Annotated in this window: 13 protein-coding genes and 1 pseudogene; 9 read left to right on the plus strand and 5 right to left on the minus strand. The window is 41.1% G+C overall.

Annotated elements, in window-relative coordinates; genetic code table 11:
• The first annotated feature begins 15 nt into the window (after window positions 1-15).
• From RM368_RS22175 to RM368_RS22195, 5 genes and pseudogenes are all read left to right on the plus strand, one after another.
• Window positions 16-300, plus strand: coding sequence for a 2Fe-2S iron-sulfur cluster binding domain-containing protein (locus RM368_RS22175; protein ID WP_322696040.1), 285 nt, complete (start codon window positions 16-18; stop codon window positions 298-300).
• A 32-nt stretch (window positions 301-332) separates the two neighbouring features.
• Window positions 333-725 (plus strand): deaminase domain-containing protein, encoded by a 393-nt coding sequence (locus RM368_RS22180; RefSeq protein ID WP_322696041.1) that lies wholly within the window; start codon window positions 333-335, stop codon window positions 723-725.
• 14 nt (window positions 726-739) lie between these two features.
• Entirely contained in the window at window positions 740-1204 is a 465-nt protein-coding gene (locus tag RM368_RS22185; protein ID WP_322696042.1) for an SMI1/KNR4 family protein, read from the plus strand.
• Window positions 1205-1366: 162 nt separating this feature from the next.
• A complete protein-coding gene (locus RM368_RS22190; RefSeq protein WP_322696043.1) occupies window positions 1367-1612 on the plus strand; it encodes a type II toxin-antitoxin system Phd/YefM family antitoxin in 246 nt (81 codons plus the stop codon).
• Window positions 1609-1848, plus strand: a pseudogene (locus RM368_RS22195) (type II toxin-antitoxin system VapC family toxin); the annotation flags it as partial. The gene RM368_RS22190 and the pseudogene RM368_RS22195, both read left to right, overlap by 4 nt.
• Window positions 1849-1862: 14 nt before the next feature.
• Here RM368_RS22195 and RM368_RS22200 read toward each other — a convergent pair.
• Window positions 1863-2930 (minus strand): DUF4238 domain-containing protein, encoded by a 1068-nt coding sequence (locus tag RM368_RS22200; RefSeq protein ID WP_322696044.1) that lies wholly within the window; start codon window positions 2928-2930, stop codon window positions 1863-1865.
• 88 nt (window positions 2931-3018) lie between these two features.
• Here RM368_RS22200 and RM368_RS22205 point away from each other — a divergent pair, with 88 nt between their 5' ends.
• Window positions 3019-4053, plus strand: coding sequence for an aromatic ring-hydroxylating dioxygenase subunit alpha (locus RM368_RS22205; RefSeq protein WP_322696045.1), 1035 nt, complete (start codon window positions 3019-3021; stop codon window positions 4051-4053).
• A 57-nt stretch (window positions 4054-4110) separates the two neighbouring features.
• Here RM368_RS22205 and RM368_RS22210 read toward each other — a convergent pair whose 3' ends face one another.
• Together RM368_RS22210 and RM368_RS22215 are read right to left on the minus strand one after the other, a co-directional pair.
• The gene (locus RM368_RS22210; RefSeq protein ID WP_322696046.1) at window positions 4111-5325 is read right to left on the minus strand and encodes a DUF790 family protein; all 1215 of its coding nucleotides are present in this window, start codon (window positions 5323-5325) and stop codon (window positions 4111-4113) included.
• Window positions 5255-6883 (minus strand): DEAD/DEAH box helicase, encoded by a 1629-nt coding sequence (locus RM368_RS22215; protein WP_322696047.1) that lies wholly within the window; start codon window positions 6881-6883, stop codon window positions 5255-5257. The genes RM368_RS22210 and RM368_RS22215 overlap by 71 nt, the downstream gene beginning before the upstream one ends.
• Window positions 6884-7342: 459 nt before the next feature.
• On the opposite strand from RM368_RS22215, the gene RM368_RS22220 reads away from it, so the two are divergent.
• Window positions 7343-10054: a PAS domain S-box protein gene (locus tag RM368_RS22220; RefSeq protein ID WP_322696048.1), complete on the plus strand. Its 2712-nt coding sequence runs from the start codon at window positions 7343-7345 to the stop codon at window positions 10052-10054.
• A gap of 26 nt (window positions 10055-10080) precedes the next feature.
• On the opposite strand, the gene bioD is transcribed toward RM368_RS22220, so the two are convergent.
• Together bioD and RM368_RS22230 are read right to left on the minus strand one after the other, a co-directional pair.
• Entirely contained in the window at window positions 10081-10797 is a 717-nt protein-coding gene (gene bioD / locus RM368_RS22225; protein WP_322696049.1) for a dethiobiotin synthase, read from the minus strand.
• A complete protein-coding gene (locus tag RM368_RS22230) occupies window positions 10797-12539 on the minus strand; it encodes a protein kinase domain-containing protein (protein WP_322696077.1) in 1743 nt (580 codons plus the stop codon). Before RM368_RS22230 ends, bioD begins: the two co-directional genes overlap by 1 nt.
• A 581-nt stretch (window positions 12540-13120) precedes the next feature.
• On the opposite strand from RM368_RS22230, the gene RM368_RS22235 reads away from it, so the two are divergent.
• On the plus strand, window positions 13121-13264 hold the full coding sequence (locus RM368_RS22235) for a hypothetical protein (protein WP_322696050.1): 144 nt from the start codon (window positions 13121-13123) through the stop codon (window positions 13262-13264).
• Window positions 13265-14019: 755 nt separating this feature from the next.
• Window positions 14020-15036 (plus strand): ribose-phosphate pyrophosphokinase, encoded by a 1017-nt coding sequence (locus RM368_RS22240; protein WP_322696051.1) that lies wholly within the window; start codon window positions 14020-14022, stop codon window positions 15034-15036.
• The last annotated feature ends 23 nt before the right edge of the window (window positions 15037-15059 follow it).

Raw genomic sequence — 15059 nt, forward strand, 5'->3', positions numbered from 1 at the left:
AGATTGTTGCGTATTATGGCTGACTTCTGTAAAATATCGTTTCCAGGAAGTGATTTTATTCCTATCACTCTGGAATGTCATCAAAGTTTGTCTGAACATCTCACGATTCAGAATTCACCTGTTTTGTTTGGGTGTCGGACTGGTATTTGTGGCACTTGTTTAGTTGAGGTTATTGGTGATATTCCTCCTCCTCAACCTGATGAACAGGAAATGCTGGAGACATTAGCAGCTAATTATCCTCATGCGCGGTTAGCTTGTCAGGTTTATGTTACAGAGAATGTTGAAATTCGTAAGATTTAGATGGTGATTTAAAAACAACTAAAAGAGCAAGTATGGATTGGTTAAAGCGCGTCGCAGAAATTCGTAAAACTTGTAATGTGCCAGCACCAGCCCGAAATGTTGCTATTGCTAGAGTATGGGTAGATGAGACGTTTACCGAGCTATTCGCCTTTAGTGGTAAGCTATTGCGAGAGGGAGTGGTTGTTTTACCGAATCAACCGATGTTTAAAACCTTTAAAGTTACCGGCCACCGAAGAGATTTAGACTCAGAGTACAAAATATTAGAAGCAATCGCCCAAAAATATACAAATAATAGAGAAGTAAACGGTAAGATTGAGTTATTCACCGAGAGAGAGCCATGTGATTCGTGTGAGTATGTCATTAAGCAGTTTAGGCAAACTTTCCTGAACATTCAGCTAAATATATATCACGGAAACATTGCGTAAAGGAGTCGGTATAAATGTCAATTCGCAATTTACCCGAACCACTTCAGCTTATTTTTAACGAAAATCAGCTTTTACCATGTTCAGATTTGGAAATAATTCAATTTGAACAACAACAAGGTATTACTTTGCCCAGTAATTACAAAGACTTTCTCAAGTTGATGGGGCATGGTGCAGGTAAGTTTTTACATGGTTCAGATTGCTTTTACCAGCATCTACCGCAAATTCAAGAATGGGCTAAACAACTTTTGGTAGAGAATGATTTTCCTGAAGCTTTACCAGAGGATGCTTTTGTATTTTTCATGCACCAGGGTTATCAGTTTAGCTTTTTCAGGCTTTCAGAAGGTGATAACCCACCAACTTACTCATATTGCGAAGGGCAGGAAGAGACTTATTTTGTTAGAAGTCATGATACCTTTAGTGACTTTCTAGCGGTCGAAATAGAGCTTTATTTAAAATCTTCAATGTCTTTAGCGAGTTAGATATTTAGCACATCCAATTGACATCAGTTTTCTTTTTATCCAAGACTGTTTGATTTGTAGCAACGAAAAGCGAATTTAAAAAGCTTATTTTACGGTAATGTTCAAATTTGCAGACTGGAAGGATGAATTGGTTAAACTCAATTTAGAGACTTAGATAAAATCATGGAAACTGTAAATATAGATCGATCTGAAACGAATCTCTCACAGCTTTTGCTGCGGGTAGAGCATGGAGAAGAAATAATTATTTCTGATCGAGGCATTCCCATTGCCAAGTTGGTTCCGTTTCGCACTTCATCAAATCGCCGCGATAGTTTAGGACAGGATAAAGGGCGTTTTGTAGTGCCAGAGGACTTTAACGCTCCTTTACCGGATGAGATGTTGGCAGCATTTGAGGGCGGTGAGGAGTGAAACTTTTGCTAGATACGCAGTGTTGGTTATGGTGGTTTGCCCAACCAGAGCGTTTGAATGAGGAGGCGATCGCACATATTGTTGATGAAAACAATGAATTATGGCTATCAGTTGCCAGTATTTGGGAAATAGGTATAAAAGTTGCTATCGGCAAGTTGCCACTGCCAGATCCTTTAGACAGTTATATTTCTAGTCGGATGGTACAGTTGGGAATGCGATCGCTAGAAATTACAGCCATGAATTGAATATTTCAGGGTTGCTCATCTTTATCATCAGCTTGTGGCTCAATGTTTGTAATCTGAATTCTACTTCTATCTTCTGAACAAATTTCCGGTTGTTGTTGACAAACCGTTTTCACTAAATCAAAAGAATCCTTAGAACAAAATACAAATCGATTACTGTTGTAGATTTGTAATCTATTGTAATGTTCAACATCTTCTAAAGTAAGTGGAAAAAGTTTATTGTCTTGATTAGTGAATTTATGAAAGTGTTGTTTTTCCCGCATAATCAGAATAGCTTTATTATTGATAGGAAAAGCAATTTCAATCCCCTCAGAAGCAATACCACTAGAAGATAGATAAGGATGTCGAACAACTGGATGATCCGAGGTAAATAAAGGTTGTCCTGTGTCATTTACTCCGATTATCCAAATGTGGCTGTTGAATATTTGTGCAGCTTGTTCATAATAATTAAGGATAAATTTGGTGTGTATGACAGCTAAACCTTCATCGTACATTGAAGATACAATAGATGTACATTCATCAAAAATAAGAGATTTGATTCCAGAAACTAATTTTTGATCAATATCAACGGAAGCTAATTCCTCAAACTGTTTGATTTGCTCAAGAATTGTCTCTTCTAAAATATGGTTTGTCAGAGGCTCTGTTACTTGACGCATTTCTACTATAAACTTGCGAAACTCTTTTGTTCTGAGAAATTGAATAGCAACTACGCAAGCTAAGTCTTGCCTTTGATCTTCCGTTAAAACGTTTATTGAGTAAATTATTGTTGACTGATTAGGAGTGAGTCTTAAGCGATAAATTCCATCTATCTTTTTTTGAAGATGTTGGAATAATCTACTTTGTTTCGTTTCCAAGCCTGAAAATATTTCCTCAATAATCTGTATATTTTCTGGTTGCGTTGCACTTTGAGGAAAATCGTAAAAGGCTCGTTCACTTGCAATGTTTTTTACATGGGTTGGAAAACTGCGTTTATTAGGCTTGTCGAAGACAAAAATTTGAGACCTATCAGGGCTAAAGTTTTTCAGATATGACTGAGGGACGTAGTGCTGATTGATAACTTTCGGCATTTTATTCATAAAAAATAGATTTGAGTACAATTGCAGCTACATCACTATAATTAATGAAAACTTTCTCCGCTATATGTTTCCCTCGAAACTCCCCACCATGCAATTTGCAGATTTCTGGTATATTGTCGCCCTCAGCGAACAGTTACAACCTAACAAGGTATTATCACGCACCGTTTTAGGAGAATGGTTAGCGATATTTCGCGGTGAAGATGGACAACCCGTAGCTTTGCGCGATCGCTGTTTACACCGCAATAGCCGTCTATCATCAGGTAAAATTTGTGATGGTGCTTTACAATGTCCCTATCATGGTTGGGTATATGACGCGGTTGGAAATGTTATTGCTGTTCCAGCCGAAGGAGGTGATTTCAAACCTTCCCCACAGCGTCGAGCCAAGTGTTACGCTACCAAAGAACAAGATGGCTATGTTTATGTGCGGTTAGCCGATACGTCAAGCGTTGCCCCAAGTATTGAGACTGAACCCTTTTCTATGCCTCACTACGGACAAACGGGATGGGAGACGGTACGGGTAATTAACCGTTTTGCTAATAATGTGACTAATTGTGCAGAGAACTTTATTGATATTCCCCATACGGCTTTTGTTCATCCTGGGGTTTTCCGTACTTCCCGCCAACAAAAGTTAGAAATGACTGTAGAACGCTGCAATGGTTCGGTTTTGGTGGAGTATCGCAACGAAAACAGTAATTTGGGATGGTACAGCCGTTTTCTGAATTTGCAGGGTGCAGAGATCAAACATAGCGATCGCTTTTATATGCCAAATATTACCTCTGTAGAATATAAAATGGCACATAATCGCCATTTGTTCATTACCAGTCAATCTATTCCAGAAACCGATAATTCAACTCTGGTTTACACCGATGTCACCTATAACTATGGTATTTGGAATAAGTTAGCGCGTCCCTTTGTGCGGTGGACTGCTCAACACATTATCCGCCAAGATGTGGAAATTTTGGGTATTCAGGGGGAAGCGATCGCTAAATACGGGACACAATTTTATAATACGCCTGCGGACACAATTCATATATTTGTCGAGTCAATTATCGCAGCTATATCTCGTGGAGAAGATCCGCGTCTATTGCCAAATCAATCGGTAAAAGTTACATTTTGGGTTTAAAAAATCATATCATTTCCGCATAAATTAGTTATGATTTACCCAGTGATTTTTCCTTGTTTAATCCATCACAGCTAACACAGCTTTTGGCAATAACTTATCTTTAAACCAAACAATTCTGGCAGGGACATCATTTAATTTTACTCCCGCCTTTTCTAAATTAAGTCGTTCGGAAATTGCCAAAATCAAATCATCACGTCCAGCCCGCCGCACCTGAGAAAACTTCTTTTGTAAATATTCTGGTCGCCAATAACCAACAATTTCTAACAAGAAGGTGCGTCCATCAGGATGCACCAAGCGAAAATCAGGAATCATTACACTACCAGGAATTGGGATCAAATCAACTTCTCGCTCTAGTGCCCAACCACTTTTCAATGCATCCCATTTATCAGCAAAAGATGCTTCTAACATACTATCGTAGGGCTTACCTGGTGGATAGTGGGATACCAAACCACATTCAGAATTGAGAGTAAAACGTCCAGTTTTCCAGGTATTTGTATAAGCGTCACGGGTTTGGAGAATCGAAGAAAGACTCCATTTAGTAACGTGAAGTAAAGCCGGAATAAGTTTAGCGATCGCTAACCCATATCGCGTACTAGGATTAAATAAACTCGTCGGGCCGTCAATGGTAATTGTAAACCCGTGGTCAGCATCACCTTCAATATAAGCCATCAATTGAAACAACTTTAAATAGCGAAATAACAACTTATATTCTCCGGGAACATTTCGGTGAGCATTTAACACCAGTTGACTGGCCTTATAAAACACACCTTGCACCTGAGATAAGTTATATCTATTTAATAAATCTGGCGCTGTTGGTGCATCAAACACTGTCAAAATCTTATTCTCAGATAAATCAGCATATAGTCCATTCCGAACCTGTTCTAACAAAACTTCTCGCTCAAATTCTTGAGTTAACTCATCAGCAATTTTACTCAAAGTAACTTGGGTTGATTCCCGACTAGAAACCGACTTTGCAGCCAACGAAAATACCCGTTCTCTTAACATTTGTGGTTCCAAAGGACTAACTACCTCAAAAGTGCAAAAACTGCTTTTGAGAATATAAGCTAACCCCCGCTTCACCCGATAATCTGTAGAATCTCCTTCAAAATCAGTCAGTTGTCGCTCAAGCACACCTTGAGTCTTCCCCACTGCTGATTGAAAATAATTAATTAACTCAATCGCCAACTCCGAAGTTGCTCGATCAATCTTCAGTCTCTTCGGAATGATCTCTTCCCCGTTTTGGCGATGCATCAGTAAATCTGTCGGTAACATCTGCTGAATTTTGGATTTTAGATTTTGGATTTTGGATTTTAGATTTTGGATTTTGGATTGAATAATTAATTTCTAACTGTTCCGCAGCCTTCAAACTCGTTTCTTTCCCACTCCCATACACAACCTGTAACTTCCCCTTCCTCTCTTTTTCTCCCCCTGCTTCCCCTGCCTCCCCTGCTCCCCCTGCTCTCCTCTCCCCTCTCCGCCTAGCCGAAGTCCCCTCCTCACTCGTATCCTCTGCCACCACCTCATACAAAATCGCCTGCTTATTCTCAATATTTCCCTTCCGTAAAACCCTACCCAACCGCTGAGTATACTCCCTAGCCGAACCAGTGCCCGATAAAATAATTGCAACAGTTGCCGCCGGGACATCAACACCTTCATTTAACACATGAGAAGCAACCAAAGTATTATATTTACCCTCGCGAAACTTGGTTAATATCTCATGCCGTTCTTTCACAGGAGTTTGATGAGTAATTGCCGGAATTAGTAACTCTTGAGAAATGCGGTAAACCGTCGCATTATCCGCAGTAAAAATCAAAATTCGTGATGGATAATGTTCTGCTAATAAATTATTCAGAATTCGCAACTTTCCATCAGTACCCAAAGCGATGTCTTTCGCTTCTCGATGCGCTAACATTGCCCTACGTCCAGATTGCGATCTAGCACTCATTTGCACGAACATTTGCCAACCTTGCAAACTCCCCAAAGAAATCTTTGATTGCTTCAAAAAGTCATTGCGAGTTTGAATTAACTGGTTGTATCTTTCCCGTTCAAGTTGCGATAACTTTACCTTAATTTGGACAATTTCATGTTCTGCTAACGCCTTCCCTGCCAAATCTTCAGCGCGTTTGCGATATACTTCTTGACCAATGAGGATATTTAAGTCAGCGTGCTTGCCATCAGTACGTTCCGGTGTCGCGGAGAGTCCCAGGCGATAAGGTGCGATCGCATATTCTGCAATTACTCGATTAAAATCTGTTGGTAAATGATGACATTCGTCAAAAACAATTAACGCATATTGATTTCCCAACGTCTCAGCGTGAATTGCGGCACTATCATAAGTTGCAACTAAAATTGCCGTTCGATCCCGCGAACCACCTCCTAGCAATCCCACCTCAGCATCGGGGAAAGCCGCTACTAAATGTGCATACCACTGATGCATCAAATCCAAAGTTGGCACTACAATCAGCGTCGTGCGCGGCGTTGACTGCATCGCCATTTGCGCCAAATAAGTCTTTCCCGCCGCTGTGGGAAGCACAACCACCCCTTGTCTACCCGCTAGTTTCCAAGCTGCTAGCGCCTCAGTCTGGTGGGAATAGGGTTCCATTTCCAGAGTAGGAACCAAATCTACAGGATAAAATTGCTTGGCCTCATCGATAAAATTCACATCTTCCGCTTGTAGCGCTTCCACTAGCGATCGATATCTAATTGCTGGGATGCGGAATTTTTCAACTCTATCATCCCACGTAGCATAGTCCATCCAACCTTTACCGCGTGGTGGTGGATGCAAAATTAATGTGCCACGATCGAAATTTAATGTAGGGGTACGAGCCATTTGAGAGTGCTGAGTGCTGTTAGCGGTAGCTGGGCGTTTAGCCCGTGCTGAGTGAGGAGTTAAGAGTTAGAAGTTAAGAGTTATTTTCTCTCATCTCCCTCATCCCCTCACTCCCTTGATTACTAATAACGCAAAAAGTGCATGATTCATCCAATTAACTCCGACAAAACCAACTAGATGCGCTCATTAGTCACGGAATGTCCTATGGTAAACCAACAATAACCTGTCCGAATTTTACAAAGAACAGCGACAGAGCTTTTTGCTGAAACATCTGTAATTGCAGGCGCAGATTATATTAATAGCTGGGTTGACTTTTATTACTTTTTTTCTTTGGGTAAATTCACAATTAGAAGGCAAAATATATGCTTTTAAAATTGTCTATGACGGGCTACGCCTACGCATTTTCTAGCTGATTTTGGGAATAATCTTTTAGCTAGCTGCATAAAAGGAGAAGCCACATTGAGAGGAACACGTTCCCTTCTAGCGCCTTATGCTGTGGCACTATTGGCTGTTGGTAGCGTATTGCTATTAACACTATTGCTACAGCCACTACTCAAACCAAGTATTTTTCTGCTATTTTTTGCTGCCGTGGCGGTTAGTGCTTGGTATGGCGGTATGGAAGCAGGGTTACTGGCTACTGCTTTGTCTACTTTAGCCGTCAGCTACTTTTTCTTAGAACCAGTGTTTTCGCTCTTGGTTGTAAGTCTTGACAACATACTGCGTTTATGCTTATTTGTGCTGGTAACAACAATTATTAACTTGCTGAACTCAGAATTACGCACTGCCAAACAACATCTTCAAACGAGTTTGCAGAAACTACAGGTGAGCGAAGCCAGATTTAAAAGGTTGGTAGAGTCCAACATTATTGGGGTAATTGTAGCCAAGATGGACGAGGCGATGCCTACGGTGGTCACTGAGCTTTGTCGAAGTGCGGGCTACACCTACGCAGAAGCTAATGATGCTTTTTTACGAATGGTAGGTTATTCTCAGGAGGATTTGCTAGCAGGACGAGTCAGATGGTGCGACACGATCCCACCAGAATATATTGAAACTAACAACAGTGCGATCGCAGAACTCACAACTAAAGGCGTGTGTCAGCCTTTTGAGAACGAATACATCCGCAAAGATAAGAGCCGCGTTTCTATTCTGTTAGATTCTGCTTTATTAGAAAATAACCAAAATGATATTATTTCTTTTGTGATTGATATAAGCAAACGCAAACAAGTAGAACTTGCCCTTTCTAAAAGCGAAGAACGCTACCGTACTTTTTTAGAGCAGAGTTCAGAAGGTATTTGGTGCATCGAACTGGAAGTACCAATTTCGCTAGATTGTCCAGAAGATGAACAAATTCAACATTTTTACCAATATGTTTACTTGGCAGAATGCAATAATGTTATGGCACAGATGTATGGCTGTTCTCGTGCCGAAGAAATTATCGGTGTCAGATTAGGAGACTTTCTTGTTGCCTCCGATCCACATAATATTGCATACCTGCGTAACTTTATCCGTTCTAACTACCGACTAATTGATGCCGAGTCCCATGAAATAGATAAGCAAGGTAATTCCAAATATTTCTTGAATAATCTAGTGGGAATTGTTGAAAATGGGTTTTTAGTAAGAGCGTGGGGAACTCAACGCGACATCACAGAACGCAAACGAGCCGAAGCTGCACTCCGTCAACGAGAAGATGAACTGCGCCTAATTACCAATGCTGTGCCTGTCAAAATTTCTTATGTTGATAGCGAGCAGCGTTATCGCTTTAATAATAAAGAATATGAAGACTGGTATGAGCTTCCTGCTTCCGAAATTTCTGGTAAACATATTAGAGAAATTTTGGGAGAGTCGGTTTATCAATCTATTCTTCCTTATGTAGAAGCAGTACTTTCAGGAGAGCAAGTAACTTACGAAACCCAATTACCCGATAAAGATGGCACAAACCGTTACGTGAATGTCACTTACATTCCCCAGTTCAGTCAGGAGGGAAGAGTTGCAGGATTTGTTGCCCTTGTCACAGATATTACACTTCACAAGTTAGCAGAAGCAGCTCTCAAACAAAGCGAGAAACGGTTAAAAACACTTACCGAAAAAGTCCGCGTGATTCCTTGGGAGGTAAATGCCAATACTGGGAATTTTACTTACGTAGGGCCACAAACTGTTGAGATTCTAGGCTATCCGTTGTCAGACTGGTACACCGATAATTTCTGGGAAAAAAATATGCATCCAGAAGATCGGAAGTGGGCTATTCAGTATTGCCAAGAATCTTCTCTATCACTAAATAATTACGAATTTGAATACAGAATGTTGGCTGCTGATGGCAGAGTTGTCTGGCTTTATGACATTGTAAATGTAGTGCGGGATGAAAATGGCCCACAGTTACTGCATGGGTTCATGATTGATATTAGCGATCGCAAGCAAGCAGAGCAAGAACGCGAAGAACTGCTGAAACGCGAACAAGTAGCACGCGCCGATGCCGAAACTGCAAACCGAATGAAGGATGAGTTTCTCGCCACACTCTCCCACGAACTCCGTACACCCCTCAATGCTATACTGGGCTGGACACAGCTACTTAGAACTCGCAACTTCGATCTAGCTACTACTGGCCGGGCACTAGAGATAATTGAACGTAATACTAGATCCCTGGCACAATTAATTGAAGATGTTCTTGATGTATCACGAATTATTAGAGGCACACTCCATTTAAGGAGGGAGCGGGTTGAACTTGTATCGCTTGTAGAGGCGGCAATTGATACTGTGTATCCAGCAGCCCAGGCTAAAGAGATTAGCATCAAATGTAAATTCGACCCGAAAGTGGAGATAGTTGTGGGCGATGCCAACCGCTTGCAACAGGTTGTGTGGAATTTGCTCTCCAACGCCGTCAAGTTTACACCCAAAGGCGGCAGGGTTGATGTGCAATTAGAGTGTATTGAATCTTACGTGCAAATTCGGGTGAGTGATACGGGAGCAGGAATTGCTGCCGAATTTCTACCCCATGTATTTGAACGCTTTCGTCAAGCTGACAGTTCCAGCACGCGATCGCATGGCGGACTAGGATTAGGGTTAGCGATCGTCCGTCACTTGGTAGAATTACACGGTGGTACAGTGTTAGCCGAAAGTCCAGGAATTGGACAGGGGGCGACATTCATTGTCAGTCTATCAATGAAAACTATTTAGGATGGAGGCAGAAGGCAGGAGTTCTTTTATTTTGAATTTTGAATTTTGAATTTTGAATTTTGAATTGGTATTAGTGTTTCCCAATCTAAATCTGATGCTATTTGAGCAAGTTTATCTAAATCAGTCAGGTTATCTAGATAGGGTAAGCAGCCTAAAACTGGCGTGTTAGTGAGTGATTGAATCAATTGAGATGGTGTCCAGTCGGCTATTTCTGCATCCGTTCGTCTTTGTACGCAGTTCAAAACAATGCCTTTGAGATTGACGCGCGATTGTCTAGCTAATGCTACATTCGCCACTGCTTGAGCGATCGCACCCAATCTCACTGGTACTACCAATACTGTTGGTAAACGCCATTCCCCCGCTAAATCAGCTACCGTTAATTCTTCAGTTATTGGCGAACCTAAACCTCCCAAGGCTTCTACAAGTACAAAATCACGCTGCGATCGCAACTTAGACAAAGCTTGCCACACAAGTGCTAAATCTACTTGGCGATTTTCCTTTGCTGCTGCTATGGGAGGAGCCAGAGGTGCTTGAAAGTATAAAGGTGTGATTTCTTCAGCAGATTGTTCTAGCACGAATAGCTTTTGATACCACTCGCGATCGCCAATCCCCGACTGAATCGGTTTCATAATTCCCCAGTGACGCTGCGGGTAATATTTTTGCCAATAAGCTGCTAAGGCTGTTGTTAAAACAGTTTTACCAGCTTCCGTATCAGTTCCAGTAATCAGTAGTGTGTTTAACATTAATTTCTTTGGCCAGAAAATGGTTGGGTTCCATCAGTCGGCGGCAAAGTCGGCGCTTCAGTAATGGTCGGAAGTGGCAAGGGTGTTTCTGTGGGAATTGGCAAGGGTGTTTCTGTGGGAATTGGCAAAGGTGTCTCTGTAGGAAGTGGCAAGGGTGTTTCTGTGGGAATTGGCAAGGGTGTTTCTGTGGGAATTGGCAAAGGTGTCTCTGTGGGAATTGGTTTGACTGGTTTTTCTAATGCAACATTGAGATTGTAATTGCTTTCGGCAACACCTGAAAGCAGAGTTAACTTAATAGTATATCTACCAGTAACCAACAATGTGCCTTGATAAAATGTGACTTGTTGGGCAGTATTCTCAATTGGTTGTCCATTGGGACTTAAGACTGTTAGCAAAATGTTGCTTTCTGGGTCAATAAACGTGTTTAATTTAGTACCTTCTCGTCCAAAAAAGCTGTACTGGATAATTTGATTTGCTTTGAGAGTACCTTCAACCCTGGTTGGGTTAGATGTTGTAAGCTTGAGGCGCTTAGTAGATATAACAGGTGGCTCGTTAGTTGGTGTGAGTGTGGGTGTGGGTGTCGGTGTTAGTGTCGGTGTCGGTGTGAATGTAGTACCACTAGAAATTACTGGTGAAGGAAAATTTTGTGGAAGCGTCTCGTCTGATGTTTTTGACTGACTGCGGATGGAACTGACTAATGCCCAAGAACCAAATCCTGCTACGATCGTGACACCAATGGCAATTGCGGCGATCGCTAACGGATTATCCAAAATTGAGTTTGTGGGACTTGATGGAATTACAGGAGCGGTTTTCTTGGGCGAAGTTGCTGGTGCTACTAAGTCAGGACGGCGACTAACTGCCATTGTCTGCAAGTTAGACACATTCACATTCGGAGGATTGACTTCGTGTAAAGGTTGTAGTGCTTGAGATACACTAGTAGCACTTTGATAGCGATCGCTCGGTATATGATTCAACATTCGATTCAACACTAGAGCAAATCGCGGGTTCACTTTTACCCACCGCTGCCAATTCCAAGTTAGTTGGTTTTGATCGAATAGATCCTTTGGTTCTTTACCAGTCAGCAAAACAATCGCGCTTACCGCTAATGCATACAAATCACTACTAGGATAAGCTCCCCCTGTTTGCATTTGTTCGCTGGGAGAGTAGCCTAATTTTCCCACGGTGGTTTCTGGCAGGGGATTATTTGGCGATTGTAAACGCGTTGCCAGTTCCTTCACTACCCCAAAGTCAATTAACACAGGTTTCGCATCACTATCTCGCAAAATAATGTTTTCTGGCGAGATATCCCGGTGAATAATTCCTCGACTGTGAATATGCTCTAAAACAGGCAACAACAACTCTATTAGCTGCAATACTTCAGCCTCTGTGAAAGTTTTACCCACAGCTTGACGTTCAGCCAGCAGAGTGCGGTACGTCTGACCTGCAACGTAGTCCTCCACCAAAAATAAGCGTTGGTCTTGCTCAAATCTTTCCCGAAATTTTGGCACTTGTGGGTGTTCGATTTGATATAAAATGGCAGCTTCTCGGTGAAAAAGCTCTTGTGCCCTCTCCCAATCCAAAGCCGACCTTGCTGTTGAATTCAATTCTTTGATCGCGCAAAGTTCGTTAAAGCGCCTCTGGTCTTCTGCCAGATAGGTTCTACCAAATCCTCCTTGTCCGAGAATTTGAATTATGCGGTAACGGTTTTGCAAGACAGTGCCAACTGTAATCGGTGGTTGCATGATCGGTTGATTGAGTGTAGTAGCAACTGAGGAGGAAGTCACCCACAAAGATTAAGTCCAAGAGGCGACGGACAGTTACCTGCGGCAATATTCTACTATACTCAACAAGTAGACTGTACCAGAGCAAGGTTGTTTCCTACTGCATAACTCCTCAATTCAATTTCTCTGCCTGAGAAAACGATAAATTTTGAAATATTCAAAATTAACTTGAAAATCGAAGTTATACAAATCACTCATCTCTTTTTCAATCAATACCTGTGGAAAAATAAAAATTGCAATCGGCTAACTGTGCTTGTGTAAGCCAAGCTTCTGCACAATAAAATAGGTAGCGAGCGTCTTTATAAAGAATAGTGTTATAGCGTTTCCTAGTCTGCTGAGGTACAAATCTCTGCGTGCCTTTGCGCTTTACTTTGCGTCCCTTTGCGTTTGAAAATATTATCTATACCTCACGTAACTGGTAATCGCTATATTTCACTCAATAATAATTTATTTAGCACTACAAATCTTGATTTTGTCAATTCTTATTTAAGCTAGATGGCGTTTCTCTTCGATCCTAAATTTGGACTAGTGCATCAAAAAATTTGAAAATTTTTCATCTGCAAAGTTCTCAAAATTATGCCATTGAGCTATTTACCGAATTTATTCCCTCGGCGATCGCTCCAATATCCAAAATTACGATTCGTTTGAATCGCTGGGCAGAGGCAGTTCTCGCTGCACCCAAGTAGAGCGATCGCAACCACTCAAAAATCAGGTCAAAAATCAGGCATACCCAAAAGTCCTAATTTTATCTCAGCAATAATACGGTCACTAACTAGTTCAGATGTGATTGGTAGCTTATACTTGACAGAATGTTCGCAGACAAATTCAATATCATTGATATTGAACAATTTTTCTATATTCAACTACAAACTTTTAAGTAAAAATATTTACACCAAGTTACTTAAGTAAAATTACTTTTATTAAAAAGTATTTAAGTATCAAAAAAACATATTTATTTAATCTTTATCTAAAAACTTGCTAGTGCGTGGATAAATTTTGTCCACTGCCAGCTTTTTTTTTTAGGCTTTATAATAACTGTCACTTTTGTCAATGCGTAGATTATAGAGTAATAAGCTACTTTTTGACTACTTAGTTACAAGTGCTATACTGTGTGAGAACAAACTTTTTAATATCAACTAAAGTTGTCAATGCTTTACTGTCAGCTATCAATGAGGTAATTAGAAGAACTTAGCACACCAATAATGTTTAAGCAATTAGGCTTATTTACCTCAACCAAAAAATTGAACTATAGACCTAGTGCATCGACTTGATGTCAGTTAAGCTATGAATAGCTTGTTTGCCAAGAAGACTAGATAAGTAGCGAATAATAATTTCATGGAAAAATGTTTAAATTTTGTATGGAAGCTTCAACAAAACTTACAGATGTTTTTTTAGGCTATTTCTTGGTTAAATCTATTAAATCTCTAATGATAATATTACTATGAATGCACATAGAGGATCTGCTGTGCTCAGTTCTGCAACTTTCAAAGTGCAACCATCTGCAACAGGACTGAACGATAATCATCGCCTGCGGCTGTTTTCTGGCTCTGCCAATTTACAACTGTCTCAAGAAGTCGCTCGTTATCTGGGCATGGACTTGGGACCAATGATTCGCAAAAGATTTGCGGATGGAGAACTTTACGTTCAAATCCAAGAATCTATTCGAGGTTGTGATGTTTATTTAATCCAACCATGTTGTCAACCCGTCAACGATCATTTGATGGAATTATTGATTATGGTTGACGCCTGTCGTCGAGCTTCTGCGCGACAGGTAACGGCAGTAATTCCCTACTATGGTTATGCTCGTGCCGATCGCAAAACGGCAGGACGAGAATCAATAACCGCCAAACTGGTTGCTAACTTGATCGTGGAAGCAGGTGCCAACCGCGTTCTCGCAATGGATTTACACTCGGCTCAGATTCAAGGGTATTTTGACATCCCCTTTGACCATGTTTATGGTTCACCAGTATTGCTGGATTATCTAGCAAGCAAAGAACTGCCCGATCTGGTAGTTGTTTCTCCTGATGTTGGTGGTGTAGCACGAGCTAGGGCATTTGCAAAAAAACTGGATGATGCTCCACTGGCGATTATTGACAAACGTCGTCAGGCACATAATGTTGCTGAAGTGTTAAATATCATTGGCGATGTTAAAGGTAAAACAGCAGTGTTAGTGGATGACATGATTGACACTGGGGGAACGATCGCAGAAGGAGCGAGATTACTGCGTGAAGAAGGAGCGCGTCAGGTATATGCCTGTGCAACTCATGCGGTATTCTCTCCACCAGCGGTGGAGCGGTTGTCTAGTGGTTTGTTTGAAGAAGTTATTGTCACCAATACCATTCCCATACCAGAAAACAATCGTTTTCCCCAACTAGTGGTGCTGTCAGTAGCTAATCTCTTGGGAGAAACTATCTGGCGAATTCATGAAGATACTTCAGTTAGTAGTATGTTTCGCTAACTACATTCCCGTTACAGGGATAA

Source organism: Nostoc sp. DedSLP03 (genome assembly GCF_034530815.1).
Classification (GTDB): Bacteria; Cyanobacteriota; Cyanobacteriia; order Cyanobacteriales; family Nostocaceae; genus Nostoc.

Coding starts and splice junctions, on each gene's coding strand:
- RM368_RS22175 (WP_322696040.1), top strand. CDS start 16: ATGGCTGACTTCTGTAAAATATCGTTTCCAGGAAGTGATTTTATTCCT.
- RM368_RS22180 (WP_322696041.1), top strand. CDS start 333: ATGGATTGGTTAAAGCGCGTCGCAGAAATTCGTAAAACTTGTAATGTG.
- RM368_RS22185 (WP_322696042.1), top strand. CDS start 740: ATGTCAATTCGCAATTTACCCGAACCACTTCAGCTTATTTTTAACGAA.
- RM368_RS22190 (WP_322696043.1), top strand. CDS start 1,367: ATGGAAACTGTAAATATAGATCGATCTGAAACGAATCTCTCACAGCTT.
- RM368_RS22200 (WP_322696044.1), bottom strand. CDS start 2,930: ATGAATAAAATGCCGAAAGTTATCAATCAGCACTACGTCCCTCAGTCA.
- RM368_RS22205 (WP_322696045.1), top strand. CDS start 3,019: ATGCAATTTGCAGATTTCTGGTATATTGTCGCCCTCAGCGAACAGTTA.
- RM368_RS22210 (WP_322696046.1), bottom strand. CDS start 5,325: ATGTTACCGACAGATTTACTGATGCATCGCCAAAACGGGGAAGAGATC.
- RM368_RS22215 (WP_322696047.1), bottom strand. CDS start 6,883: ATGGCTCGTACCCCTACATTAAATTTCGATCGTGGCACATTAATTTTG.
- bioD (WP_322696049.1), bottom strand. CDS start 10,797: ATGTTAAACACACTACTGATTACTGGAACTGATACGGAAGCTGGTAAA.
- RM368_RS22230 (WP_322696077.1), bottom strand. CDS start 12,539: ATGCAACCACCGATTACAGTTGGCACTGTCTTGCAAAACCGTTACCGC.
- RM368_RS22240 (WP_322696051.1), top strand. CDS start 14,020: ATGAATGCACATAGAGGATCTGCTGTGCTCAGTTCTGCAACTTTCAAA.